Below are 24,324 nucleotides of genomic sequence, written 5' to 3' on the forward strand. Positions count from 1 at the left end.
ATCTTTAAAAAACTATATGAGATATTTTTTGCTCTCTTCTTTACTCGCATAAGGTGTCGCATGAAGAGTGCGTTCGCCAAGACTCAGTGCATAGGTTTGCTCTGGAATGGCTTTGGTAAAACTGAGCACCATGCGGCACGCAAGCGCTTCATCCAAAGCCGAAGCATTTTTAGAAAGAAGCGAGCTTGGTGCACTCATCTCTTCGTTTACATGTAAAAGATTAAACTTGGGATTGTGCAAAGAATCTATAAAATCGTTTTCGTGCTCATTGCGCCCAATGACCAGTTTTGCACCATCCGGAAGTCTAAAATGCCTTCCATTTTTGAGCACGTCAATGTCCTCTTTGACAAAGGTGTCGTGCGCGATGAAATCACGCATACGGGCACTAAATTGCACATCGGTCAGCAGACATCCGCCTGCAGGGGTGGGAAAATCTTCCCAGCCGAGCTCTTTGGCAAGGGCAAGTTGTGCATGGCGCCCTCTGCCATTGAGTCCTAAAAGTCTGCTTCGATCAACCCAGCCTTCACGCTCAGGTTTGGTCTCTTCCATCACTTGTGCACACAGAGGGCGCAGGATGATGTCCTCATCGATGTCATTGGCGATCTTTTTGACAAGACGCAAGGCGTCTTTATTTTGACTCATAGGACGTTGTCCGACCACTTCACCGGTTGCGATAAACGAAGCGCCATAGCGCGGAAGCAGGGATTTTGCGACCGTGAACATAAATCCATGACAGTCGATGCACGGATTGAACTGTTTGCCATAGCCGTGTTTGGGGCTAAAGAGAATTTTTTGGATATATTGATCGCGAACATCGATCACTTCGAGGGTTGCGCCTGCAATCGTGGAGCGGCGTTTAAGCGTTTCATAATGGTCTTCTTTGATACCAAATCCAATGTTAATGTGCAGAGCAATGACCTCAATGCCCTGATCACTTAAGAGTTTCATTGCGAGCATGCTATCCAGCCCACCACTATAGAGTACTAATGCTTTCATACGGAACCAATTCACCTTGTTTTAATTTCATCATTTTTTCTTGTATCTTGCGGATCAAAAACTGCTTTTTATCGTAACTGAGTTCACGCGCGGTTTTGATCTCTTGGAATTTTTCATTGTAGTAATGGTACAAAAAAGCGACCATCGAGGCAATGAGTGATTTTTCATCGTAAATTTTAATATCTTCCCAAAGCAAAATGCGTCTGAGTTTGGGGTGCTCAAACTGATTTTCCAACAGAAGCGTAAACTCTTCGTGATGGGTTTTGAACATCGAACTATCGATGGTGTCGAGCACCGTGTCGATCAGATTGGGCTGGCTGAGGATCGTTTTGATGATGGTCAGCTCCAACATGTCTTCAAACACTCGCTCTTTTTTATCGAGACGTTGGGGTTTATGGCTTTGGATTTTGACCAAATTGTGATGCAGTCCTAGTTTTTCGGAGAGCATGCCTGTGTAACTCTCTTGAATCGCTTGAGGCAGTGTTTTAAGGTAACTCATCGCCTCGGTTAGGGCTTGTTGTTTGGCTAACGGGTCTTTGAGATTGTACTTTTTGACCATGCGCTCTAGTGCAAATTCGATGAAGGGCTGAGGGGTTCGAAAGAGATGATTGAGCGCGTCCATCAACCCATTTTGCACCATATCGGCAGGGTCCATACCATTGCCAAAGAGGACAACGCCTCCTTTAATACCATGCGCACTTAAGAGAAATGAAGCTTTGAGTGCGGCATTAATGCCTGCATCATCCCCATCGTATGCCACAATTACTTCCGGATCACCCCTTGTGATGAGGGGAACATGCTCGTTCGTAAGGGCGGTTCCAAGCGTTGCCACGGCATGCGTAAAGCCTGCTTGATGCAGCATAATGACATCAAGATACCCTTCGGTAATGATGATGGATTTTTTCTTATAAATGCTCTCTTTAGCAAGTTGATAGCCATAAAGCAGTTGGGATTTGTTAAAGTGTTTGGTTTGAGGCGAATTGACATATTTGGCTGGGTGATTGGAGAGGGTACGTCCGCCAAACCCAACCAATCGGTTGCTGGGGGAATAGATGGGAAACGTGACACGCTCGATAAAACGCGCATAGGGTTGATTGTTTTCCCCCACACCTGCGACACCGTACTCCATACTTTCACTCATCGCGTAGCCTCGACTGCTTAGAAAATCCAGTGTGGCAAAGGAAGCAGGTGCATAGCCGATCTCAAACTTCTCCATGGAGGCTTCGGAAATGCCTCGTTTTACCAAATACTCTTTGGCAAAAGGTGTTTTGTCTAACTGTTTGACGTAGAAAAGATTGAGCGTTTCCATCAACTTTCGATCCTCTTTTTTCACCCCGTCACTGGTGGTGTAAGAGAGTGAAAAGTTGACCATATTGGCGAGTTTTTCGATGGTTTCAGGGTAGGAGAGCTTTTCATATTCCATCACAAACTTGATGCTATCGCCTCCTGCGCCACAGGCAAAACAGTGGTAAATTTGCTTCGAGGGGCTCACCACAAGGCTTGGACTGGTATCGTTGTGAAATGGGCAGACGCACTTGTAGTTTGCACCATTTTTCTTCAGCTCCAAGTACGAGCCTACGATGTCGACAATATCAAGGCGTTGTTTGAGATTCTCTATGGATGTTTTGTCTATCATGACTAAATTATAGCAAGTTTGGTATAATAGACATCTTTACAAACTTACATGCGAAGGTTTACGTTTTGGATAATTTTTTTATAGCGTACCGTGATCCTCTTTTTGGCGTCATTATCTTGTTTGCGATTGTCTTTGTGATCTCGTTTTCCAACTATTGGTGGGGTGTTTTTAAGAGCAAAGAAGAGAAGCAAAGTATCGATAAATTTGTTAAAAAATTTGAAATTGTCACCGATGAAAATGAGTATAAAAAGCTCCTCGAAGACGCTTCCATTCCTCTCGAATCCTTAGCCCTGCTTGCGCATGCGTATGGCAAAGGGGGCGATTATGAAAAAGCGATCAACATCTATCTGGTCACGCTCAAACGCGTTAAAGGCAAAGATGAGAAGCAGTACCTTCTCTCTACGTTGGGCAAAACCTATTTTAAAGCAGGCTTCCTTCGCCGAAGTTCCGAAGTCTTTTTAGAGTCACTGCACCTGCATCCACGCAACGAGGAGTCTCTGAAGTATTTAACGGTTGCTTACGAGCAACTTCAAGAGTACACCAAAGCCGAAGAGGTGCTAGACTCCTTGGAAGAGTTGGGTGCCAAAGTTGGGGTGCAGCGAGCCTATTTGAAAGCACTGAGTACGATTAAAGACAGTCGTCTTAAAGAGGGTGAAAAAGTTGAAAAACTGCTCGAACTCTCCGCTACAGCACCTTTTTTAAAGCGAAAACTGTTTGAATTCATGTTGGAAAACGGCATCAAAATTGAGCAGAACTTTTTTGAAACCTTGCCGTTTCGGGGCATGATGGATCTGTTGTGGTATGTGGATTTTAGGGTCTACGACATTCTTACATGTAAAGATCCTCTCGTGCAGCAAATCGCGATGGCACGGGGGCTTACACCCTATGTTGAGCCCAAGAGCGAAGCGCTGTTTGCACTGGATGTTTTAGGTAAACTTCACAGTGTGGGGTATACGAACGCAAGCATCAGTTTTGAGTACCTCTGCTTTGAATGCAAACACGTTTTCCCGATTCATTTTTACAGGTGTCCGCACTGCCAAAGCATCGATACCGTAACGATTCAAACCAACCTGATTAAAGCGGATCATGAAGAAAATATCTCTTTTCTGTGATGGTTCCTCCTTAGGCAATCCTGGGGCGGGTGGGTATTGCGCGATTTTACGGTTTGGCACGAGCGAGCGCATCGTCAGTGGCGGAATGGCAAACGCTACGAACAATCAGATGGAACTTTTGGCGGTCATCGAAGGCTTGGCGGCGCTTAAAGAGCCGTGCGATGTGACACTCATTAGCGATTCGAGTTATGTCATTAAAGGGATTAACGAGTGGCTTGAGGGGTGGAGGCGCAAAAACTTTGCGAAGGTGAAAAACCCTGAATTGTGGCAACGTTATCTTGATGTCTCTAAAACGCATAAAGTGCGTGGCATTTGGGTTAGAGGACACGACGGGCACACTGAAAATGAGATGTGCGATAAAATCGCCAAAGAAGAAGCAACCAAAATTAAATTGATGGAGTCATAATTATGCAAAAAAGATTAGAAGCGATACAGAAGCGCTTGGGTTATCAGTTTAGGGATCAAAACCTGATAATCGAGGCACTGACACACAAAAGTTCCAAACAACCCTACAACAACGAGCGCCTTGAATTTTTAGGTGACGCCGTGCTCGATCTCATCGTGGGTGAGTATTTGTACCACGAATTCACTGAAGTGGCGGAGGGCGAACTCTCCAAACTGCGCGCTTCCTTGGTGAATGAAAAAAGTTTTGAGAAGCTTGCACGACTGCTGCATTTGGGCGAATACATCTACATCTCTTTAGCCGAAGAGAACAACAATGGACGTGAAAAACCCTCTTTGCTCTCCAACGCATTTGAAGCGATCATCGGCGCTCTTTACCTTGAAGCAGGGCTTGAAAAAGCGAGGGATTTGGCGGTGGCCCTTTTGGAAGAGGCATACCCCAAAATCGATATGGACGCCATTTTTAGAGACCATAAAACCACGCTTCAAGAGCTTACGCAAGCCCATTTTGGCATGACGCCAGAGTACCGTTTGGTGCGCTCTTTTGGACCGGATCATAAAAAAGAGTTTGAGATCGCCGTGAGTGTGAGAGGTCGTGATCTCTCCATCGCGAGTGGCAAAAGTAAAAAAGAGGCGCAACAAAAAGCGGCGATGTTGGCGTTGGAGATTTTGAAAAAGGAAACGCGATGAACACCTTTGGCAAGCGTTTTTGTTTTACAACCTTTGGTGAGTCGCATGGAAAGGCGATTGGATGTGTGATCGATGGCGTTCCTGCAGGGTTAGCCATCGATGAGGCGTTTATTCAAAGTGAGTTAGATCGTCGCAAACCGGGGCAAAATAAGTTTGCTACCGCCCGTAAAGAGGGCGATCAAATCGAGATCTTAAGCGGTGTTTTTGAAGGGCTTAGTACGGGCACACCCATCGCGATGGTCATTTTCAACGAAAACCAAAAAAGCGGTGATTACGAGAGTGTCAAAGACCTTTTTCGCCCAGGGCATGCTGATTTTACCTATTTTCACAAATACGGCATTCGAGATTACCGTGGTGGTGGACGTAGTAGTGCCAGAGAAACGGCAGCGCGTGTAGCCGCAGGTGCGATTGCCAAATTGCTTTTAAAGGCTTTACATGTAAAGGTTCAAAGCGGCATTTGTGCCATTGGTGGCATTGAAGCCAAAAATTATGATTTTGCACGTGTCAGTCAAAGTGAGATTTATGCGCTTGATGCCAGTGTCGAAGAGGCGCAAAAGGCGGCGATTTTAGAGGCTAAAAATGCGCATGATTCTGTGGGTGGCGTCGCATTGGTGCAGGTCATTGGCGCTCCTGTTGGATTGGGTGAGCCGATTTATTATAAACTTGATGCTCTTTTGGCGGAAGCGATGATGGGTATTAACGGCGTTAAAGGCGTGGAGATCGGTGAAGGGTTTAGCGCTTCAACACTCAGAGGCTCAGCCAACAACGATGCGATCACACAAGAGGGTTTTGCCACCAACCACAGCGGCGGCATTTTGGGCGGTATGAGCAATGGCGATGCCATTACATGTAAAGTCTATTTTAAACCCACACCGTCTATTTTTATCGCCCAAGAGACGATTGATACCAAAGGCAATGCGCTTACATGTAACCTCAAAGGAAGGCACGATCCGTGCATCGCAGTACGTGGGAGTGTCGTGGCAGAATCCATGGCGGCTTTGGTCATCGCTGATCTGCTTTTATTAAATCTTGGATCGAATATCGAACAGATCAAACGCGTTTACATGTAAAGAAGGAGTGGCTACGCAATGTAGCCACATGCTCTTATGTGAAGAGTAATAACGTACGATAAGTAATAAACGCCAATACCCACGCAGTGATAAAGGTAAAGAGCACTAAATAAACCGTGTATTTGAGACTCTCTGCCTCTTTATAAAAGACGGCAGTTGCAGCAAGGCATGGTAGATAGATCATAACAAAGACGATAAATGCCATTGCGGATGCAAAGTTCATATTTGAAGCGATAATCTCGCGAAGGGAATTGTCTTCTTCTGTCACTTCATCGCCCAAGGAGTAGAGCACGCCCAGCGTTGAGACGATGACCTCTTTGGCGGCCAATCCACTAATCGTAGCAACCCCCATCTTCCAGTCAAAACCAAGCGGTGCAAAAAATGGTTCAACCACTTTTCCCATCAATCCAAGGTAGGTATTTTCCATCAATTTTTCATGTTTTTCATTTTCAAGAGCGGCAATCGTATCTTCGAGGGAACCTGAATCTTGAGCACTCAGCTCAGCGGTTGTCTCTTCCGTAGGTTTCGTTTCCTCGGTTGCCTCTTTGTTTGGCGCTACCGTTTCAGCGGAAGCGGCATCATCCAGTTGTGCTTGAAGCGCTTCGATCTTGGTTGTATACTCCTCTTCGATCAGACTATTTTGAGGGTAAGAGCTGATAAACCAGATGAGCATGGACGCCAAAAGAATGAACGTTCCCGCTTTTTTGATGTACATCGCAGACTTCGAGTAGACCACGAACCAGAGCAGTTTGAGGCTTGGAAGACGGTATTTTGGCATCTCCATAACAAACGGCTCATCTTCACCTTTAAACGCAGTGACACGTAAAATTTTAGCCGCGATAAGCCCTAAGAGTGCACCTGTAATGTAAATGCCAAAAAGCACATTGCCTGCCATCTCTTCTTCAAAGAAAGCCCCTGAAAAAAGGACAAACACAGGAAGACGTGCGCCACAACTCATAAAACCGATGATAAACATCGTCAGCAGTCGGTCTTTTTTGTTTTTAAGCGTACGTGCTGCCATATACGCAGGTACAGAACATCCAAAACCGGTGACGAGCGGAACAAAGCTTTTACCGTGAAGTCCAAATTTATGGAAGAAGCCATCGAGTAAGAACGCGGCTCTTGACATATAGCCGGTGGTTTCCAAAAGCGCTATGCCTAAGAAAAGGATCATAATGTTTGGTAAAAACATAATAACACTGCCTACACCTGCGATGATACCATCCACAATCAGTGATTTGAGTGCTTCATTGCTGATCGTCTCTCCCACGGTATCACCCAACCAGCCAAAGCTATCTTCGATCCATCCCATAGGGATTTCACCGAGGCTAAAGGTGAGTTGAAACAGTCCCCACATGAGGAAGATAAAGATAGGAATTCCAAAGAGTTTGTGAATTAAAACGGCATCAATAGCTTGGGTAAAATTTTTACTTTTAGCGTTGGTCACACGGAGCACTTCGGCACATAACCCTGTGGAAAATGCGCTGTGTTGGCGGTTGATGACCTCTTCGATCTCTTCGCATTGGCAGTACATGTAAACATGGCCTAGCGCGTTGTTGAGAATTGGCTGAAGCTCAACGTAGAGCGGATGTTCGTGCATGTACGCATACATCTCTTTTTTCTGCCACAAAAGCCCAACGGCAATTTGGCGGTTTGTCAGTGCATTGGTTGCGTGAAAATGTTTGTCATCTAAAAATTTCACGATGGTTTGTAACTGCTCTTCGACTTCATCGCTGTAGATCATTTTAGGCGCAACGAGGGGATTTTTGTTTACATGTAAAATCTTCTCTACCAAAAGATCAATGTTGGTTTTGGTTTTGGAAGAGACGCGAATACATGGGATAGAGAGGATTTTGCTCATCGCATCGGCGTTGATGTCAATCCCTTCTTTGATCGCTTCATCGTCCATATTAAGAGCAATGATCATCTTCTTTTGAAGTTCCATGAGTTCCGTGGTGAGCATTAAATTGCGCTCTAAATTGGTAGAATCGAGGACATTTAAGATCAGGTCGTATTCGGCTGTGAGCAAAAAGTCTTTGGTCACTTTCTCATCGGCGGAGAAATCTTCAAGTGAATAAAGACCAGGAAGGTCGATAAATTCGATTGAAAAATCCTCGGTACTGAGATGCGCGGTTGCTTTTTCAACGGTCACGCCTGCAAAGTTTCCGATTTTAAGATTGGAGCCACTGATGGCATTGGCAAGGTGACTTTTGCCGACATTGGGTTGTCCGACAAGGGCAATAACAATTTTTTTCATTAGGCGACCTCGACTTCGATGAGTTTTGCTTCATCGAAACGAAGCGCTACTGCGCTAAAGCCAAGAGTAATTTTAATCGTATTTTTTTGAAGGCTTGTCTCGACGACTTCGACCTCTTTACCTACACCAAGACCTAGGGAAAAGAGGCGTTTTTTCAACGAATGTTGTGCGTATATATGGGTGATATGCGCTTTTTGATTTTTAGTGATTTGAGATAAATCCATAAGCATTCCTTTCTAAATCCAATTTCATAAGAGCGCATTATATAGACAGTAACCTTATGTCTAAATAAAAACGATTATTAAAATATAAATAAAATGGAACTGCTTTCTCGATGCAGTTATAACGTGAGGTGTCGTTTAGCCGTAATGTCAATATCATCTTTTAAAAGCGGATAGTGAAATTTGGACTGCGCTTCAAACGCGGCGATTTTACTCGTATCGTCGATGGAATTGATGGCAATAATGGCAAGCGTATCGGGATATTGCTCTTGCATGCGATCCAAAAGTGGCACCGCTTCGGTACACGAAACGCAGCACCACGATTTTACCTGCGTACTGCGCTAAATGAATGTCATCACCATTCAAGGTTTTGGCGGAGAGTTCAGGTGCTTGGGCATTCATCTTCGCTTTTTGAGGCACGGCGTTGCAGCCATGCAAAAGTAGTGCGAAAAAAAGCAAGGCAATCAAAACATTACGCATGAGGTGCCTCTTCCATTTTGCCATGACGAAGGTGGATGATGCGATCCGCATAACGCCCAAGTTCAGGATTATGGGTGATCAGAATGATTGTTTTGCCTTCGATCTCGATACCAAGTGCTCCACCTTTGGGCAAAACAATGATGTTGGAGCCGTAACTGCGAAGCTCAAGTGCGACCTTATCGCCAATACCAAGCGTAATGTTGAGCATTGAAGCAACCAGTATGGAGACTAAAAAGATGGTCAAAAAGGCGAGCATCTTTTGGGTTTTATTGCCCCAGAGGGCACTTTTAAGGAGTGTGTATTCCATCATTTGTTCACGTCTCCTAACGCTTGGTAGCCTTGTGCTCTCCAATGCGATTCACTGGCGGTATCCACGTAGCGCTCAGGGTTTTCTTTAAATTTTTCATACGTGTCACTGTTTTCAAAGTAGTACGTTTTTCCACCAAAGACGTAGGTTTTTAGTGCTTTGAGGTTAATCAGTTTCGCGCCACTCACAGGATCGGTGACCGTTTTTTCGACAACCTCAGAGAAGTAGTTCACCCCTTTGAGAATCGTCTCAAGTTTGAATGTGATCTCTTTGCCATCAAAATGATAGGGGAAAGGAATGGGGTTGCAGCCACCCTCTTTACCGACGGATGGGATAAAAATACGTACATTGCACGCGATACAAATGAGTTCATCGCCTTTTTTAACATAGCCCATATCGCCGCAAATCATACACGCGTCAAACACCGCAACGGGCGCGTCTTTGTCTTTGTAACGGTTGAGTAAAAAGAAGCGAATTTTATTGCCCTCGTCGGTAATGTAGGCAAAACGGTGCAGGTCGTTGTCGCGCAACAGCTCCATCGGGATTTTAAATTCACCGTTTACGGGCTCTAAAATCGTCGGTGTCGAAATGGTTGGCGGACGTGAAGCGACCAAATCGTAATAGAGTAAAAATGTACTCATGGTAAGCACGATAAGCATGTTACATGTAAAGATTTTTTGCAGATGGGATCTTCTTGCACGAATGCGCCTAGAGGCGATGACGCCCACTGCTTCTTTACGCTCTTTAGGCGGTTGTTGGCGCAGAAAAAGAGCGCTTAAGCCAATGACGAGGGCAAGGTAAAGGTAGGTAAAAAATGACGAGTAGTGCAACACTTTAGCCACTGCGGAGAGAAGCCATGTGGAAGTTGGGAGCAGACCCAAACGCATTAAGGCTATACCCAGTTCGCCCAAAACAGTGACCAGCAAAAAAAGTGTGGTCAATGCAATGGCAACATTTCGAACGCTAGGGCTGAGCGTTTCCGTGACCTTTGCCATAAGCCAGTAAAGCAGCAAAAGCAACCCTGCGCTCAAGACCACAATGCCCAAAGAGACGATGGAAAGCGTGTCTAAAAGCGCACCCTTCAGCAGTGGAAAATCGCGACTCAGTGTGCCATACTCGATGCCAAAAGAGATCGCAAGCAGTGCCATGAGCGCCAGTTTGAGGCTCTTAAAAGGAAGCAGACACACTGCCCAGCCCAGAAGCAATAAAACGGCGATAACACCGTTGGCATAAAGCTTGAGTGTGGTATCCCAAAGGTAGAGATTGGCAAATTCAAAGAGGCCAATTCCTATCCAAATACCGATAAAAGAGGCTAAAAAAGTGGCTTTGAGGCTCGGGTGTTTGCTCCATAAAGCGCTCAAAAGCGTCAAGCCCAGTAATGCTTGCATCACGTGGATAAAATAAATTGACATTGCGTCGTGTCCTTCAACAAAAACTTGCGTCTTTTTTTGTTTACATGTAAGAAAAAGAGACGCAAATTTTGGGTCAAAAAGAAGAGCACCAAGGCTCTTCTTAGGGGTTTAGTCTTGAATACCTGTGTATTTAAATTTATAGCTTGTGGTGAACGGTTCAAACCATTTACCAACACCGGTTGCAGCATCGGCATGTCTTCCAAAACCTTGTTTGGAAGGGTTGTCGATGGTAAATTTCACTTCGTAGTTACCGACACCGAGCATTTTGATATTCGCTCCGTAGTGAGGACCATCGGATGCAACCATTGGCATGAAATTACCTTTTTTGCTTTTGCCTGTATCGAGGTTTTTGATCTCATAACTGACGGTTAAGTAAGGAACCCATTCACCAGCTGCAAAACCGTTGGTATTTCCCTCTGTTGCGCTGATGTCTGCTTCAAGATGCACATCGGCTTGTGAAGGTGCGAGGGTCGATGCCTTTTGGTTCCATATCGATTGGTTTAAGGTACACAGCCGCAATCGCCATGTGATTCATCACCACCTCTTCGCCAATAGGTTACTCTTTAAACTCAGCCTCTGCAGCATGGGCTAACATAACGGCTACGCTCAGTGCTAAGACTGATTTTGCCAACATTTTTAACATAGTTCCTCCTTAAAAAATTTAGATCTCAAAATCGTTCTCCTTTTTTTGAGATTCAAGCTTTTTTCGCTTGAATCATGATGTATAACGAGCCAAAAACGAGCCCCAAAACAAGCACGGCTTGGGGAATCAGGCTTTGCATGTACGGATAAAGTCCAAGCCATGTCATCGTTGGAAACCCTTCAATGAGGGTAGGTTGAAACACTTTACCTTCCACGAGTTCCATAATGCCTTTGCCGGTAAAAACAATTGCCATGTAAAAGATGATCGCGCTGGTGATCATGAAAAAAGGCTTAATCGGAATCCTGATCGCTCCTGCTTTGAGAAGGAAAAAGAGAATGACAAGCGCAATGACACCGATGCCAAATCCTGCGGCTAACATGCTGTACCCTAGCGGTGTTTTCGCATCAAAAATAAGTGCTTGGTAAAAAAGCACGGTCTCTGCACCTTCGCGGTAAACCGCTAAAAAGACCGTAAACCAAAGGGCTCTGATCGAACCAGAGCTGAGGGATTCTGAGACTTTCTCCGCAATGTAGTGGCTCCATTTTTTCGCGTGCGCATTGGAGAGAAGCCAAAAGCCCACGTAGTACAGCAGTCCTACGGCGACGAGCATCGTGACACCTTCTAGCATTTCGCGCGATTCTCCTGGATTTTGAAAGATCAAATTCATCACAAAAGCGGTCACAAAACTAAGAATAATCGCGCTCCATAAAGCGCTGTAAACGATGTTAAGACGTGTTGTGTTGCCACTTTTGATCAAATAGGCGATGACAGCGGTGACGACGATGAGTGCTTCAATGCCTTCACGTAAAATGATGATCAACGCGTAGAGAAATTGACTCCATGGTGAATCCGAACCCGAGAGTTTTTCAGCCCCCGAAGCCACTTGCGTATTTAATGAATCCATCTCGCTTAACACACTCTCAGGGCTGCTTTGGTTTTTCATCAACGCTACGATCTTGCTAAAAGAGCCTTCGATGCTTGTTTTAAGCGTGCTATCGCCCGCGCCAATTTTGACTTCCATCCCGCTGGCTTCAAAGATGTCAAAATAGAAATTTTGAACCAATTGCATCGCTTTTTTCGCTTCACCTGTGCGGTAGAGTGTGTGCGCTTCAGCCAATTTTGCTTTGAGGTTTGCCATCACAGGCGCAAAATCTTCTTTAACTTCTTCAATCGCCTCTTCTTTAACGCTCACAACTGCGAGTTTAGCCGCGTCTGTTGGTAGTTCAAGAAGGCTGTGCCAGATGTTGCTTTTGAGACGTTCCAGCTCCTCTTTGGTGTGAATCTCTTCATCCACCGCGCGAATGACACGCCCCATCTCTTGCTGAATCTGGCTATCGCGCCATTTGGAGATGTATTTACGTACCGCCGTTTCGATCATGCCGTTGCGATACTCTTCAAATTTGACCGAAGTGATGATAAATTTTGTCTCTTCTTTATCGCCTTTTTCAAAAGCAACTAAAGCTTTGGCGTATTTGGTTTCGATATGGTTGTAGAGCGTTTTCCACTTAATGTCTAATGTAGGCTCGGGTGTTTGCGTTGCAACTTCAACATGGCTGTCATCGCTTTTTTCACCCACAAGGCGTGTTCCTTTTTCCAGTTTAGGCAGCACTTCTGCCATTTCAGCGGAAAGATTGTCCATCACAGCTTTGACTTCAGTGATAGAAGCGCCATCGTTAATCAGCTTACGAATCGAGACAAATTGTGCTTCCATGGCATAGGATTTTTTACCCGAAACATTGATGCGAATCGGTCCTTCAAGGTTTTCAAAAAGCTCAAAATAGGCACTTTGCGCCACTTGCTTTGCCTCTTCTTGCTCGCCTTTTTCATAGAGCGCTAAACTCTCTTGAAAGGTTTGGTTGATTCGGTTCATAATATCTGCATAATTGGTTGTAGCAGCCGAAAAAAGCAAGGAGGGGAGAAATCCCATCAAAAACAGGCAGAGCATCTTAAACTTTGGAATGACCTTTGATGTATGACGTTACATGTAAATAAAACTAGTTTACAAATTAATAATTATAATAGAATAATAATACTACAATTCTTTGAGAAGTATAAAATGTGTGTTAAATGATTTTTAACACACATAGAAAAAAGAGATGAAAACGAAGTTTTTTGAAGAGTCCAGTGGTTAGTGCAGGCAAAGAGCTTTGTTGTTTTTGATCTGTCGAGAATGTATGAAGCAAGCCTTATTCTGCCAACAAAGTTGGCAAGCTTCAGTGCCCCAGTGGCTAACGTAGGGAAAAGAGCTTTGCTTTTTTCCCGTGTCAAATTAAAATGAAAACAATGAAGGTTGCGAGAGTGATTTGAGTTTGAAGGATTTTCGGTGAATGTCGCAGTAGCCAAAGGCTTTGATTTTTTCGACATGTAAAGCACTGCCATAGCCTTTGTGTTTTTCAAATTCGTACTGTGGATAGGTGGGTGCGATCTCGTACATGTAGCGGTCACGGCTGACTTTGGCTAAGATGCTTGCTGCACTTACTTCTGGAACTTTGGCATCGGCTTTGACCATCGTTGTGATGCCCGAAACACCAAAATTGCAGTTGCCATCCATTAAAATCTCATGCTCCGAAAAGTGCGCTTTGATCGTTTCTATGGCGTATCTGAGGCAAGCACTGAGTCCTTTGGCATCGACCATAGCATGGTCGCAAAAGACAATTTTAAATTCGGCTTTACTTTGAAGGATCTCAAAAAAGGCTTCGCGCTGTTTTTCAGTGAGTTGTTTGGAGTCATTGAGTCCTATGACGGGCTCTTTTAAAATAGTGCCGGCTACGACGAGCGGTCCTGCTAAACATCCCCGTCCAGCTTCATCAATACCACATAACATTGCATTCCTTTTAATCCTTACATGTAAACGAAGTTTAGTGTAGATTTGCTAAAATAGTAGACTTCTTCCCTAGCCCATTGAAAAAAGAGTATCGCTTATAGCACATCACTTTTTAAAACTAAAAACATCGCCATAGCTTCGGCTATGACTCAATTTTGAGTTTCAAAAATTAACGTACTCTAAGCAAACTCTTCATTTTTTCAAGGGTTAGGAAAGAAGTCTATTGAAGGAGTTAAGACATGTTCCATGAAAAAGAAGACCTTGAAAAAGCGTTCAATAAAGAGCTTTTTGTGATCAAAAATGACCTGTACTATCAGCAAATTGATTTGACGAAAAACAAGAAAAAGGAACTTTTGCGTGTCGACATCTCGTACAAACCGCACAGCACGCTCAGTGGCGACACCTATTCCCTTCGTAAAACCAACGATGGAAGGTTGGTGGGGTTTATTGCCGATGCGATGGGAAAAGGGCTCTCTGCGGCGATGAGTGCGATGGCGATCACCCGATTTTTAAACTATTTTTTTGATGAGCTCGAAGAGGAAGAGGGATTTGTTTTTGATGTCTGGATCACCAAGACGCTAAAATTTTTGCAAAAAAATCTCTTTGATGAAGAGATCATGAGCATTTTGTTGGTGGAGTATGATATTCACAAATCCGTTGTCAAATACGCATCTTGTGGCATGCCAGCCTTTTTTATCATCAGTGAAAAAGGTGAGTTTCAATCAATCCGCAGTAACAATCCTCCTTTAAGTATTTTCACACAAAGTGTGCGCAGTAACACCCTTCCTTCCGTTCCGATTGCGAAGATGCTCTGCTACAGCGATGGACTTAGCGAGAGTCTCCTGCGTGATGGAAAACTCTATGCTTCGTGTTTGAAAGAAGACTTTGTTGACTCCATATGCGTTAAAGATTTTCGGGATAAAGTGAAAGAGCGCATTGGCAAGGGAGATGATGATCTGACCTACATTTACATCCAAAAATTGGAGATTTTCAAAACGTTTAAGGTGCTTCGCATTCCCAGTACTTACGAAGCGATCGATGAAGCACTGCTTGGCATTACGCAGTATCTAAAAGCGCATCATATTGATAGTAAAACATCGAGTCAGATTATGCTAACCCTCTCAGAGCTTCTGCTCAATGCTTTGGAACATGGCAGTTTTGGGGTCGATAAAGCACGGAAGAATTATCTGATGGAGCATAATGTATTTGATGAGGAGATGCTGCGGCTTGAGAAAGTGCATCAGCGCAAAAAGATCAAGATCGTCTATGGCATCATTCCGAATGGCAGGCGCGAACTTTTTGAGGCGACGATTAGCGACCAAGGCGAAGGGTTTGATACGATGGTGCTCAAAAACATTGTCCTCAATGCGGAGAAGTTTAGCGGACGGGGGTTTGTCATTATTCGCAAACTTTTGGATCATTTTTATTTCAACAAAAAAGGCAATGCCATTACGATTCAAAAATTCATCACTCCGACGTTAGAGTTGTAGTGCCCACTCCCAAAAAGGGGCGATGGAGAAGCTAAAGCCTCCGATGTCTTTGGCACTTTCACTGCTCAGGGTGACGACTTCAATACGCTTTACATGTAAAGCCCAAAAGGTCGGTAAAAGCTTTTGAAGTTTCATCTCAATCGCTTCAGTGGTCGCAAACCCAACGCAGACAATGGCAAGCGATTCTTCTGGGAGAAAAAAGTCAATTCCCTCTTCGTAAAAGACGGTTTTACCGCGTTTAATGAGCTCCAAAAAGACCATATTTTCAAAACGCTTCAAAAAATCTTTCTTAAACGTCAGGGCGTCTTTGAGCGCAAAATCAATCGGATAGACTTTTTTAGCGTAGCTTGGTTGGTTGAACTTCTCGACAAAGAACAGCAATTTTTGATCGACCAACTCAGAGGTGATGGCATAGAGTTTGTCTTTGGAAATTTTGGTAAAACTCTTTAAATGGTTGTAAATCTGAAAGAGCGAAATTTTGCTTCCTTGCAGTTCACACAACCGTTTGTAGATCAAAAAAGTGGTCGTGTCATTGAAGATAAGATGCAACATCATCTGCATCTGCCGTTGATAATCTTGCTCGACACTTTGCACGATGTGCGGGTAGGTGCCGTGGTTGGTGAAGAGATTGAAGAGATGCTCAATATTCGAGTGTTTTTTATCAAACGAGATAAACTCCTCAAAATCTAAAGGGTAAAGTGTCAGAGAGTCAAAGCCCAAAAGTGTTTTACATGTAAAGGTGGTTGTGAGAAGGATCTCCTCTACACTCGGAAGCTCAAACGAGAAGTCAAAATGCTCGATGACAAGGAGTTTGATGCGGTTTTTTTGCACAAAAAGAGGCAAGTGTTCCGCCACCAAATGAGACTCCACGCGATCATCGGAAAAATCAATGTAGAGGTAGCTTCCTTTGTCATAATGGCTTAAATGATCAATAATCAAATGCGTTTTACCACTCTTCCTCGGCCCATACAAAATGGTTTTTTTGTGCGTGATAGATAGTTTTCGATCCAAAAAGAGACTGTTTTTAAAATTCATTTCGTAAAAAAATTGGAGTGTTTGCATCATTTTCCTTTGGGGAAAGTTTATTATCTTCCTTATTAAAAGGAAATAAAATGAATATTCGTACGCTAAAAAGCCCTATATTTCTTGACTTCTTATATCTATTGTTGTAAAATCACAGTCCTTTAATTAGGTCATCTTCAAGGTGGCAAGTTCTTTACAGGGGTACCAAATGGAAAAAATTAGACTTAAACTCAAGGCGTATGACCATAGAGTTTTAGACAGATCTGTTGCAGCTATCGTCGAAGCTGTCAAACGAACTGGAGCCGAGATCGTCGGACCAATTCCTATGCCTACAAAAATCAAGCGCTATACAGTGCTTAGATCTCCGCACGTAAACAAATCTTCAAGAGAGCAATTTGAGATGAGAATCCATGCACGTATGATCGACATCGTGTCTGCGACGACTGATACAGTTGATTCACTCATGAAACTTGACTTGGCACCTGAAGTCAATGTTGAAGTTAGAGCTATGGGTAAATAAGGGGTAATGATGGAATATATTATTGAAAAAATCGGCATGAGCCGAACAATCGCAGTACCAAGCGTTCCTGTCACGTTACTCAGAGTCTTAGAAGCAAAAGTATGTGAAGTTAACGCTGAAAAACGTGCTTTAGTTTCATATGTGAGTGGCAAAAAAATGAACAAAGCTATTGCGGGTCAGCAAAAGAAATATAACCTTTCTGCTGCATTCAACCGTTTCGTAACACTCGATGTTGCAAACGCTGAAGCTGGGGATTTAGATACAGCACCTTTGGGTGAAGCCAAAACACTGAAAGTCTCTTTGAGTACTAAAGGTAGAGGTTTTACAGGTGTTATGAAACGTCACAATTTTAGTGGTGGACCAGGTGCTCACGGTCACCGTTTCCATAGAACTACGGGCTCAATCGGTAACTGCGAATGGCCAGGTCGTGTTCAAAAAGGCAGAAAAATGCCAGGTCATTATGGTAACACTCAAGTGACTGTAAAAAATGAGATCGTTTCATTTGACGCACAAAATGGTATCTTAGCTGTTAAAGGCTCCGTGCCAGGTGCAAATGGATCATTAGGTAAAGTAAGGATTGTTAAATGAGTAGCGCAATCGTATTAAATGAAAAATTAGAAAATGTTGGTGCATTGGCTCTTCCTTCAAGTTTTGAAGAGATCCATTCACATAACCTATATCTTTATGTCAAATCATACCAAGCTGCGCTTCGTTCCAACACTGCTCACTCTAAAACAAAAGGTGAAGTAAGTGGTGGTGGTAAAAAACCATGGGCTCAAAAAGGTCGTGGTGGTGCACGTGCTGGTAGTAGAAGAAGTCCAGTATGGGTTGGCGGTGGTGCTGCATTTGGCCCAAAAGCTAACAAAAACTATGATTTGAAAGTTAACAAAAAACAGAAAAAATTAGCACTTGAATTCGCATTGAATGAAAAAGCGCTTAATAACGCACTTTTTGTTGTTGATTCTTTAACCGTAGAATCAGGTAAAACTAAAGATGCAGCAAAAATCGTAAAAACACTTGGAACAAGAGACGCATTAATCGTTAAAGAGTTGGTTGATGAGAATACATTGTTAGCGTTTAGAAATCTTCAAAACTGCTACCTTGTCGAAGCGAATGAGCTTAATGCGTATTTAGCAACTGCGTTCTATGCGGTAATCATAGAAAAATCAGTGCTTGAAACAATCACAAAAGAGGGCTAAGAATGGCTGATATTACTGATATTAAGGCAATCCTTTATACTGAAAAGAGCTTGAGCCTTCAAGAGAATGGTACTGTGGTTATCCAAACTTCCGTAAGAATGACAAAAAATGGTTTAAAAGAGGTATTAAAACAATACTTTGGTTTCACTCCATTAAAAATCAATTCTCTTAGAGTTATGGGAAAAGTTAAGAAGTTTAAAGGCATTGAAGGCAAACGTAATGATTTTAAAAAGTTTTATGTTCAGTTGCCAGAGGGCGCTAAACTAGAGAATGTGGAGGCGTAATCATGGCAATAAAATCATTTAAACCCTATACCCCCAGTCGTAGATTTTTAACAGGACTTGATTCAGGTGACATTACGGCAAAAGCCAGTGTTCCTTCACTCCTTGTTAAAATTGCTGCAACGGCAGGTAGAAATAACAATGGTAGAATCACTTCTCGTCATAAAGAAGCGGGTGCTAAAAAACTGTACAGAATTATTGACTTCAAACGAAGAAAATTTGATGTAGAGGGAACAGTAGCTGCTATTGAATATGATCCAAACAGAAACTGTAGAATTGCGCTGATCAATTATGCCGATGGTGACAAAAGATATATTCTTCAACCATCAGGTCTAAAAGTAGGCGATAAAGTTCAATCAGCTGAAGCGGGACTGGATATTAAACCCGGTAATGCAATGAAACTTAAAAGTATCCCTGTGGGTACGATCTTACATAACGTCGAACTCAAACCTGGTAAAGGCGGACAAATGGCACGTAGTGCTGGTGGTTACGCTCAACTTATGGGTAAAGAGACTCAGTATGTTATGGTAAGACTTCCAAGTGGTGAGATGAGACAAATTTTGGCTGAGTGTATGGCTACGGTTGGTGTTGTCGGAAATGAAGATTGGGCTAACGTCGTCATCGGTAAAGCGGGTCGTAACAGACACCGTGGTATTCGTCCTCAAACTCGTGGTTCTGCTATGAACCCAGTCGATCACCCACACGGTGGTGGTGAGGGTAAAACCAACTCAGGACGTCATCCAGTAACGCCATGGGGACAACCAACTAAAGGTAGAAAAACTCGTAAGAAAAAAGCGAGCGACAAACTGATTATTTCTAGAAGAAAAGGAAAATAGATGGCTAGATCGCTAAAAAAAGGTCCTTTTGTTGACGCTCATTTGTTGAAAAAAACGGTTGAAGCAAAAGAGACAAAATCAAACAAGCCGATTAAGACATGGTCTCGTAGAAGTACTATTATTCCTGATATGATCGGTTTGACATTCAATGTCCATAACGGTAGAAACTTTGTTCCAGTTTACGTTACAGAGAACCATATCGGTTATAAAATGGGTGAATTCGCACCAACTCGTACGTTCAAGGGTCATAAAGGCTCTGTTCAGAAAAAAATTGGTAAGTAGGTAGACTATGAGTAAAGCAATATTAAAATTTATCAGATTATCTCCTACAAAAGCAAGGTTAATTGCACGTGAAGTTCAAGGAATGAATGCTGAGCTTGCTATGGCAAGTTTAGAGTTTATGCCAAACAAAGGTGCAAAAATCATCTCTAAAGTGATCGCTTCTGCTGTTTCTAATGGCGGATTTGAACCTCAAGAAGTCGTGGTTGCTTCTTGCCGTGTTGACGCAGGTCCGGTACTTAAACGTTTTCTGCCAAGAGCAAGAGGTAGTGCAAGTGGCATTAGAAAACCAACTTCTCATGTATTTGTTGAAGTAGCAAAAGCTGCAAAGAAGGAAGACTAAGATGGGTCAAAAAGTAAATCCGATTGGTTTAAGACTTGGTATTAATAGAAACTGGGATTCACGTTGGTTCCCAGGTAAACAAACCTTAGCGACAAGCATTGGTGAAGATTACAAAATTAGAACATTTTTGAAAAAAGAGCTTTACTATGCAGGTGTGAGTCAAATCTTGATCGAGCGTACTGCTAAAAAGCTTAGAGTGACTGTTGTTGCAGCACGTCCTGGTATCATTATTGGTAAAAAGGGCTCTGATATTGAAAAATTAAGAGTTAAATTAACCAAATTGATTGATAAAGATGTGAATGTCAACATTAAAGAAGAGAGACGCCCTCAAGCTTCTGCTCAACTGTGTGCAGAAAACGTTGCAATGCAACTTGAGCGCCGTGTCGCCTTTAGAAGAGCAATGAAAAAAGTGATTCAAGGTGCACAAAAATCAGGGGCTAAAGGTATTAAAATTTCTGTCTCTGGACGTCTTGGTGGCGCTGAGATGGCAAGAACGGAATGGTACTTAGAAGGACGCGTTCCTCTTCATACGCTAAGAGCAAAAATCGATTACGGTTTTGCTGAAGCACACACAACATACGGTGTTATTGGTGTTAAAGTATGGATCTTCAAAGGTGAGGTTCTTGTAAAAGGACTTGTTCCTGAAAAAGAAGAAGCACCTGAGAAAGAGAATTCACGCAAGCCAAGAGCGCGTAAAGAGAGAGGTAAAAACTAATGTTAATGCCTAAACGAACGAAATATAAAAAGCAGATGAAAGGCCGCAACCGCGGTGAAGCCAGCAGTGGCGCATCAATCTCTTTTGGTGAAATCGGTCTTAAAGCCGTTGAAGCAGGACGTATTGATTCACGCCAAATTGAGGCTGCGAGGATTGCGTACACACGACATGTGAAGCGTCAAGCAAAGACATGGATTCGTGTATTCCCAGACAAACCATTAACGGCTAAACCTATCGAAACACGTATGGGTAAAGGTAAAGGTTCTGTTGATAAGTGGGTTATGAATATTAAGCCTGGTAGAATTATTTTTGAAATGGCCGGTGTTTCTGAAGAGTTAGCGCGCGAAGCATTAACCCTTGCAATGCACAAATTGCCTTTCAAAACCAAGATTGTAACTCGAGAGAGCGAAAATGAAGTATATTGATTTAAACGGCAAAAGCGCGTCAGAGCTTTTAGAGTTGTTAAAAGAGAAAAAGGTTCTTTTGTTTACATTAAGACAAAAGTTAAAAACAATGCAACTTACTAATCCAAATGAGATTAAAGAAGTTAGAAGAGATATCGCACGTATTAATACGGCAATTTCTGCTCAAAACAAGTAGGGGTAACTAATGGCTTTAAAACGAGAGATTCAAGGCGTAGTTGTTCAGAAAACTGGTGATAAAACCATCACCGTTTTGGTAGAGAGACGTGTAATGCACCCACGATATCGCAAGTTCGTTAAACGTTTCAAAAAATACCTTGTCCATGACGAGAGCAACCAAGTCAAAATCGGCGACACAGTAAGCGCTATTGAGTGCAGACCACTTTCAAAAAGAAAGTCTTTTAGACTGAATGTGATTGTTAAAGTGGGAGTTGAATAATGATACAAAGTTTTACAAGATTAGCTGTTGCTGATAACAGTGGTGCTAAAGAGATTATGTGTATTAAAGTTCTTGGTGGTAGTAAACGTCGTTATGCAACCGTAGGCGATGTTATCATCGCGTCTGTCAAAAAAGCGTTACCAAGTGGTAAAGTTAAAAAAGGACAGGTGGTTAAGGCGGTTATCGTAAGAACAAAAAAAGAGATCCAAAGAGAGAATGGCTCATTGATTCGTTTTGATGAAAATGCTGCTGTTATTCTTGATAACAAAAGAGAGCCAATCGGTACACGTATTTTCGGACCAGTCGGTCGTGAAGTTCGTTATGCTAACTTTATGAAAATCGTATCTTTGGCACCGGAGGTACTATAATGGCGACGAAGATGAAAATTAAAAAAGGCGATACTGTTAAAGTAATCGCAGGCGACGATAAAGGTAAAGAGGCAAAAGTACTTCAAGTAATGCCTAAAACTTCACAAGTCGTTGTTGAAGGTTGCAAGGTAGTAAAAAAAGCCATTAAGCCAAGTGAGAGCAACCCTAAGGGTGGTTTTTCAAATATTGAGAAACCAATTCATGTCTCAAATGTGGCTAAAGTAGAGGGTAAATAATGAACAGATTGCAAGAGAAATTTAATGCTGAAGTTCAACCAGCATTGGTTAAAGAGTTTAATATTGCTAATCCTATGTTGTCACCTAAAATTGAAAAAGTCGTTATCAGCGTTGGTGCTGGTGAAGAAGGTAAAGATACGAAGTTATTACAAAATATCGTCGATACCATCTCTTTAATCGCTGGTCAAAAAGCGGTTGTTGCGAATGCTAAAAAATCAGTTGCTGGTTTTAAAGTACGTGCTGGTTACCCGGTCGGTGTTAAAGTAACACTTCGTAAAGAGAATATGTACGCATTTTTGGACAAACTTATCTCTGTAGCACTTCCAAGAGTAAAAGATTTTAGAGGGCTTCCACGAGTAGGTTTTGACGGACGTGCAAACTACAACTTTGGTCTTAATGAGCAATTAATGTTTCCTGAGGTTGAGTATGATAACATCATGAAAACTCACGGAATGAATATTACGATCGTAACAACTGCTAGCAATGATAAAGAAGCATTTAAACTTCTTGAACTCATTGGTTTGCCGTTCGCAAAAGGTAAATAATATGGCTAAAAAATCGATGATTGCAAAGGCTGCAAGAACGCCTAAGTTTCAAGTAAGAGCATACACACGATGTCAAATTTGCGGACGTCCGCATTCTGTTTACAAAGATTTTGGTATCTGCAGAATTTGTCTTCGTAAAATGGCAAATGAGGGTCTTATTCCAGGCCTCAAAAAAGCAAGCTGGTAAGGAAATAGACTATGATTAATGATCTAGTAGCAGATTCTTTAACAAGAATCAGAAATGCATCAATGCGTAAACTTGATGTGACTAAATTAATGCATTCAAAACTGGTTGAAGCGATTTTAGTTATTTTCCAAAACAAAGGTTATATCGAAAGTTTTAACGTTGTTGAAGAGGGTCCTAAGAAATTTATCAATGTTGTTTTGAAGTATGATGCAAGAGGCACCCAAGTCATTAATGAAGTGAAAAAAATCTCAAAACCTGGACGTAGAGTCTATAAAGGTCGCGATGAAATTAAACGCTTCAAAAATGGTTATGGTACGATTGTGGTTAGTACATCAAAAGGTGTTCTCAGTAATGATGACGCACACAAAGCAGGTCTTGGTGGCGAAGTTATCTGTAGTATTTGGTAATTAGCTGTTCTTTTATGGTATTCGATATCCATTCTAAGATTGTAAGCTTATCGTAGACAAGTAAAAGGAAATAAAATGTCTCGTATTGGTAAAAAGCCTGTTAAGATTCCTGCTGGCGTTGAAGTGTCAGTCAATGGTGATTTAATAGAGTTTAAAAAAGGCAGTGTTCAAAAAGTATTGGACACCAAGGGAAATGTTGACGTAAAAGTTCAAGATGGAGAGCTTGTATTTATTTCAAAAGGTGCTGATCGTCAAAGCAGCGCTTTTTGGGGAACATACAGGGCCCTTGGTCAAAATGTTATCACAGGTTTAACCGAAGGTTTTAAAAAGCAACTTGAAATTAACGGTGTTGGTTACAGAGCTGCCGTTAATGGTAATGTTCTTGAGCTTCAACTTGGATTTTCGCACCCAATCAATTATGAATTTCCAAAAGATATTCAAATTGCTGTTGAGAAAAACGTGGTGACTATTCAAGGTGATGACAAGCAAGTAGTTGGTCAGATTGCTGCCGAAATTAGAAGTTTTAGAGCTCCAGAGCCTTACAAAGGTAAAGGTGTTAAATATTCTGATGAAACTATTATCCGTAAAGCCGGAAAAACTTCCAAGAAGTAGGGGTAAGAGATGAGAGCAAATATTTTAAAACGAAAGCTTGCATTAAGAGTTAAACGTAAAAAAAGAGTAAGAGCAGATATTTCTGGGACTGAACAAAGACCAAGAATCTCTTTCTTTAAATCAAATAGATTTCTTTATGCGCAAGCAATAGATGATATTAGTGGTGTTACGTTGGCAAGTGTCGATGGCAAAAAATTAGGGTTCAATGCTAGCAAAGCAAGTGCAACAGAAGTTGCAAAAGTTTTTGCGGAGACGCTCAAGGCTAAGAACTTAACTCAAGTTGTTTATGATAGAAATGGTTATTTGTATCATGGGGTAGTTGCTGCTTTTGCAGACGGCCTTAGAGCAAACGGCATAGTGCTATAAGAAAAA

Annotated in this window: 32 protein-coding genes and 2 pseudogenes; 23 read left to right on the forward strand and 11 right to left on the reverse strand. The window is 42.4% G+C overall.

Features of this window, described 5'->3' with window-relative positions; all coding sequences use genetic code 11:
* Nucleotides 1-12: 12 nt before the first annotated feature.
* Nucleotides 13-996: an argininosuccinate synthase domain-containing protein gene (locus JU57_RS10440; RefSeq protein ID WP_037960674.1), complete on the reverse strand. Its 984-nt coding sequence runs from the start codon at nt 994-996 to the stop codon at nt 13-15.
* A complete protein-coding gene (dnaG, locus tag JU57_RS10445; protein WP_037960676.1) occupies nt 974-2,632 on the reverse strand; it encodes a DNA primase in 1,659 nt (552 codons plus the stop codon). Before dnaG ends, JU57_RS10440 begins: the two co-directional genes overlap by 23 nt.
* A gap of 65 nt (nt 2,633-2,697) precedes the next feature.
* On the opposite strand from dnaG, the gene JU57_RS10450 reads away from it, so the two are divergent.
* Genes JU57_RS10450 through aroC form a run of 4 tightly spaced genes read left to right on the forward strand, consistent with a single transcriptional unit; the run spans nt 2,698 to nt 5,906 of the window.
* Nucleotides 2,698-3,744: a tetratricopeptide repeat protein gene (locus tag JU57_RS10450; RefSeq protein WP_037960678.1), complete on the forward strand. Its 1,047-nt coding sequence runs from the start codon at nt 2,698-2,700 to the stop codon at nt 3,742-3,744.
* Nucleotides 3,719-4,150, forward strand: coding sequence for a ribonuclease HI (gene rnhA, locus JU57_RS10455; RefSeq protein ID WP_037960681.1), 432 nt, complete (start codon nt 3,719-3,721; stop codon nt 4,148-4,150). Before JU57_RS10450 ends, rnhA begins: the two co-directional genes overlap by 26 nt.
* A 2-nt stretch (nt 4,151-4,152) precedes the next feature.
* Nucleotides 4,153-4,836 (forward strand): ribonuclease III, encoded by a 684-nt coding sequence (gene rnc, locus JU57_RS10460; protein ID WP_037960683.1) that lies wholly within the window; start codon nt 4,153-4,155, stop codon nt 4,834-4,836.
* A complete protein-coding gene (aroC, locus tag JU57_RS10465) occupies nt 4,833-5,906 on the forward strand; it encodes a chorismate synthase (protein ID WP_037960685.1) in 1,074 nt (357 codons plus the stop codon). The genes rnc and aroC overlap by 4 nt, the downstream gene beginning before the upstream one ends.
* 34 nt (nt 5,907-5,940) lie before the next feature.
* Here aroC and feoB read toward each other — a convergent pair whose 3' ends face one another.
* From feoB to JU57_RS10500, 8 genes and pseudogenes are all read right to left on the reverse strand, one after another.
* Entirely contained in the window at nt 5,941-8,163 is a 2,223-nt protein-coding gene (gene feoB, locus JU57_RS10470; protein WP_037960687.1) for a ferrous iron transport protein B, read from the reverse strand.
* Nucleotides 8,163-8,387, reverse strand: a complete 225-nt coding sequence (locus JU57_RS10475) for a FeoA family protein (RefSeq protein WP_037960689.1) — start codon at nt 8,385-8,387, stop codon at nt 8,163-8,165. The genes feoB and JU57_RS10475 overlap by 1 nt, the downstream gene beginning before the upstream one ends.
* Before the next feature lie 116 nt (nt 8,388-8,503).
* Complete coding sequence (locus tag JU57_RS14130; RefSeq protein ID WP_294877126.1) at nt 8,504-8,659, reverse strand: hypothetical protein; 156 nt, start codon at nt 8,657-8,659, stop codon at nt 8,504-8,506.
* A 197-nt stretch (nt 8,660-8,856) separates the two neighbouring features.
* On the reverse strand, nt 8,857-9,171 hold the full coding sequence (locus tag JU57_RS10480) for a hypothetical protein (RefSeq protein ID WP_294877128.1): 315 nt from the start codon (nt 9,169-9,171) through the stop codon (nt 8,857-8,859).
* Complete coding sequence (locus JU57_RS10485; protein ID WP_051906816.1) at nt 9,171-10,583, reverse strand: Fe-S-containing protein; 1,413 nt, start codon at nt 10,581-10,583, stop codon at nt 9,171-9,173. Before JU57_RS10485 ends, JU57_RS10480 begins: the two co-directional genes overlap by 1 nt.
* A gap of 108 nt (nt 10,584-10,691) precedes the next feature.
* Nucleotides 10,692-11,178, reverse strand: a pseudogene (locus JU57_RS10490) (iron transporter).
* A gap of 100 nt (nt 11,179-11,278) precedes the next feature.
* Nucleotides 11,279-13,171 (reverse strand): FTR1 family protein, encoded by a 1,893-nt coding sequence (locus tag JU57_RS10495; RefSeq protein WP_037960693.1) that lies wholly within the window; start codon nt 13,169-13,171, stop codon nt 11,279-11,281.
* A gap of 324 nt (nt 13,172-13,495) precedes the next feature.
* Entirely contained in the window at nt 13,496-14,050 is a 555-nt protein-coding gene (locus JU57_RS10500) for a ribonuclease HII (protein ID WP_037960695.1), read from the reverse strand.
* 239 nt (nt 14,051-14,289) lie between these two features.
* Between JU57_RS10500 and JU57_RS10505 the strand changes: the two genes are divergently transcribed.
* Nucleotides 14,290-15,540: a SpoIIE family protein phosphatase gene (locus JU57_RS10505; RefSeq protein ID WP_037960697.1), complete on the forward strand. Its 1,251-nt coding sequence runs from the start codon at nt 14,290-14,292 to the stop codon at nt 15,538-15,540.
* Here the strand turns inward: JU57_RS10505 and JU57_RS10510 are convergent.
* Nucleotides 15,529-16,602: an ATP-binding protein gene (locus JU57_RS10510; RefSeq protein WP_037960699.1), complete on the reverse strand. Its 1,074-nt coding sequence runs from the start codon at nt 16,600-16,602 to the stop codon at nt 15,529-15,531. The genes JU57_RS10505 and JU57_RS10510 overlap by 12 nt on opposite strands.
* 169 nt (nt 16,603-16,771) lie before the next feature.
* On the opposite strand from JU57_RS10510, the gene rpsJ reads away from it, so the two are divergent.
* The 18 genes and pseudogenes from rpsJ to rplR all read left to right on the forward strand — a co-directional run bounded on the left by rpsJ (nt 16,772) and on the right by rplR (nt 24,318).
* Nucleotides 16,772-17,083 (forward strand): 30S ribosomal protein S10, encoded by a 312-nt coding sequence (gene rpsJ / locus JU57_RS10515; protein WP_025345780.1) that lies wholly within the window; start codon nt 16,772-16,774, stop codon nt 17,081-17,083.
* A 9-nt stretch (nt 17,084-17,092) separates the two neighbouring features.
* Complete coding sequence (rplC, locus tag JU57_RS10520) at nt 17,093-17,671, forward strand: 50S ribosomal protein L3 (RefSeq protein ID WP_037960703.1); 579 nt, start codon at nt 17,093-17,095, stop codon at nt 17,669-17,671.
* The gene (rplD, locus tag JU57_RS10525; RefSeq protein WP_037960706.1) at nt 17,668-18,282 is read left to right on the forward strand and encodes a 50S ribosomal protein L4; all 615 of its coding nucleotides are present in this window, start codon (nt 17,668-17,670) and stop codon (nt 18,280-18,282) included. Before rplC ends, rplD begins: the two co-directional genes overlap by 4 nt.
* A 2-nt stretch (nt 18,283-18,284) precedes the next feature.
* Nucleotides 18,285-18,566, forward strand: a complete 282-nt coding sequence (locus tag JU57_RS10530; RefSeq protein ID WP_025345777.1) for a 50S ribosomal protein L23 — start codon at nt 18,285-18,287, stop codon at nt 18,564-18,566.
* A 2-nt stretch (nt 18,567-18,568) separates the two neighbouring features.
* Complete coding sequence (gene rplB, locus JU57_RS10535) at nt 18,569-19,399, forward strand: 50S ribosomal protein L2 (protein WP_037960707.1); 831 nt, start codon at nt 18,569-18,571, stop codon at nt 19,397-19,399.
* Entirely contained in the window at nt 19,400-19,681 is a 282-nt protein-coding gene (gene rpsS, locus JU57_RS10540) for a 30S ribosomal protein S19 (protein WP_025345775.1), read from the forward strand.
* Nucleotides 19,682-19,688: 7 nt separating this feature from the next.
* Nucleotides 19,689-20,003, forward strand: a pseudogene (gene rplV / locus JU57_RS10545) (50S ribosomal protein L22); the annotation flags it as partial.
* A 19-nt stretch (nt 20,004-20,022) separates the two neighbouring features.
* Nucleotides 20,023-20,736 (forward strand): 30S ribosomal protein S3, encoded by a 714-nt coding sequence (gene rpsC / locus JU57_RS10550; RefSeq protein WP_037960711.1) that lies wholly within the window; start codon nt 20,023-20,025, stop codon nt 20,734-20,736.
* Complete coding sequence (gene rplP, locus JU57_RS10555; RefSeq protein ID WP_037960713.1) at nt 20,736-21,161, forward strand: 50S ribosomal protein L16; 426 nt, start codon at nt 20,736-20,738, stop codon at nt 21,159-21,161. Before rpsC ends, rplP begins: the two co-directional genes overlap by 1 nt.
* Entirely contained in the window at nt 21,148-21,336 is a 189-nt protein-coding gene (gene rpmC / locus JU57_RS10560) for a 50S ribosomal protein L29 (RefSeq protein ID WP_037960715.1), read from the forward strand. The genes rplP and rpmC overlap by 14 nt, the downstream gene beginning before the upstream one ends.
* Before the next feature lie 9 nt (nt 21,337-21,345).
* Complete coding sequence (rpsQ, locus tag JU57_RS10565; RefSeq protein WP_037960718.1) at nt 21,346-21,597, forward strand: 30S ribosomal protein S17; 252 nt, start codon at nt 21,346-21,348, stop codon at nt 21,595-21,597.
* Nucleotides 21,597-21,965 (forward strand): 50S ribosomal protein L14, encoded by a 369-nt coding sequence (gene rplN, locus JU57_RS10570; protein ID WP_012857721.1) that lies wholly within the window; start codon nt 21,597-21,599, stop codon nt 21,963-21,965. Before rpsQ ends, rplN begins: the two co-directional genes overlap by 1 nt.
* Nucleotides 21,965-22,201, forward strand: a complete 237-nt coding sequence (rplX, locus tag JU57_RS10575; RefSeq protein WP_037960727.1) for a 50S ribosomal protein L24 — start codon at nt 21,965-21,967, stop codon at nt 22,199-22,201. Before rplN ends, rplX begins: the two co-directional genes overlap by 1 nt.
* Complete coding sequence (rplE, locus tag JU57_RS10580; protein WP_037960730.1) at nt 22,201-22,746, forward strand: 50S ribosomal protein L5; 546 nt, start codon at nt 22,201-22,203, stop codon at nt 22,744-22,746. The genes rplX and rplE overlap by 1 nt, the downstream gene beginning before the upstream one ends.
* A 1-nt stretch (nt 22,747) precedes the next feature.
* Entirely contained in the window at nt 22,748-22,933 is a 186-nt protein-coding gene (locus JU57_RS10585) for a type Z 30S ribosomal protein S14 (RefSeq protein ID WP_025345768.1), read from the forward strand.
* Nucleotides 22,934-22,944: 11 nt separating this feature from the next.
* Nucleotides 22,945-23,340 carry a 30S ribosomal protein S8 gene (rpsH, locus tag JU57_RS10590; RefSeq protein ID WP_025345767.1) on the forward strand — a complete coding sequence of 132 codons (396 nt, stop codon included), beginning with the start codon at nt 22,945-22,947 and terminating at the stop codon, nt 23,338-23,340.
* 75 nt (nt 23,341-23,415) lie between these two features.
* Entirely contained in the window at nt 23,416-23,952 is a 537-nt protein-coding gene (gene rplF, locus JU57_RS10595; RefSeq protein WP_037960732.1) for a 50S ribosomal protein L6, read from the forward strand.
* A 9-nt stretch (nt 23,953-23,961) separates the two neighbouring features.
* The gene (rplR, locus tag JU57_RS10600; protein ID WP_037960738.1) at nt 23,962-24,318 is read left to right on the forward strand and encodes a 50S ribosomal protein L18; all 357 of its coding nucleotides are present in this window, start codon (nt 23,962-23,964) and stop codon (nt 24,316-24,318) included.
* Nucleotides 24,319-24,324 lie beyond the last annotated feature (6 nt).

The organism is Sulfurospirillum sp. SCADC, assembly GCF_000743525.1.
Lineage (GTDB): Bacteria > Campylobacterota > Campylobacteria > Campylobacterales > Sulfurospirillaceae > Sulfurospirillum.